Raw genomic sequence first — 537 nt, forward strand, 5'->3', positions numbered from 1 at the left:
GGCGTCGTAGATGTCGCTGGAGTATTCGACGGCGCCGGTGATGCCCTGGGGTTCGCCGTCGGTGCCGCGGCGTTCGGCGAGGCTGAAGAAGAGGTCGAATTTGGCGGTGCCGGTGCGTCCGGGGGCCACGTCGACGTTGAGGCCGGGGAGTTGGAAGGTGCCTTCGGGGGCGTTCTGGAGGGCGAGCATGATTTGGAAGAGGGGGTGGTGGGCGAGGGTGCGGGTGGGGTTGAGGACTTCGACGAGGTATTCGAAGGGGACGTCCTGGTGGGCGTAGGCGGCGAGGGAGGTTTCGCGGGGCCTGGTCGGTGCGGCCGGCGATGGGGCTGCCGAGGGGGATGTCGTCGTCGGCGCCGAGGCGCTTGAGCAGGGCGGCGAGTCCGGCTTGCAGGACCATGAAGAGGCTGGCGCCGGAGCCCCGGGCCAACTCCGTGAGCCGTCGGTGAAGTTCCGGGTCGATCTCCACCGTGACGTAATCAGACGGCGGGGCGGGGGCGGTCGGTGGGCAGGGTGATCTGGTCGGGCAAGCCCGTCAAA

1 pseudogene is annotated in these 537 nt (G+C 69.3%); it reads right to left on the bottom strand.

From position 1 onward, the window contains the following. Positions 1-537: pseudogene (locus IH61_RS46660) on the bottom strand (condensation domain-containing protein); the annotation flags it as partial.

Source organism: Streptomyces sp. NRRL WC-3742 (assembly GCF_000720635.1).
In the GTDB taxonomy this organism is placed as follows: Bacteria; Actinomycetota; Actinomycetes; order Streptomycetales; family Streptomycetaceae; genus Kitasatospora.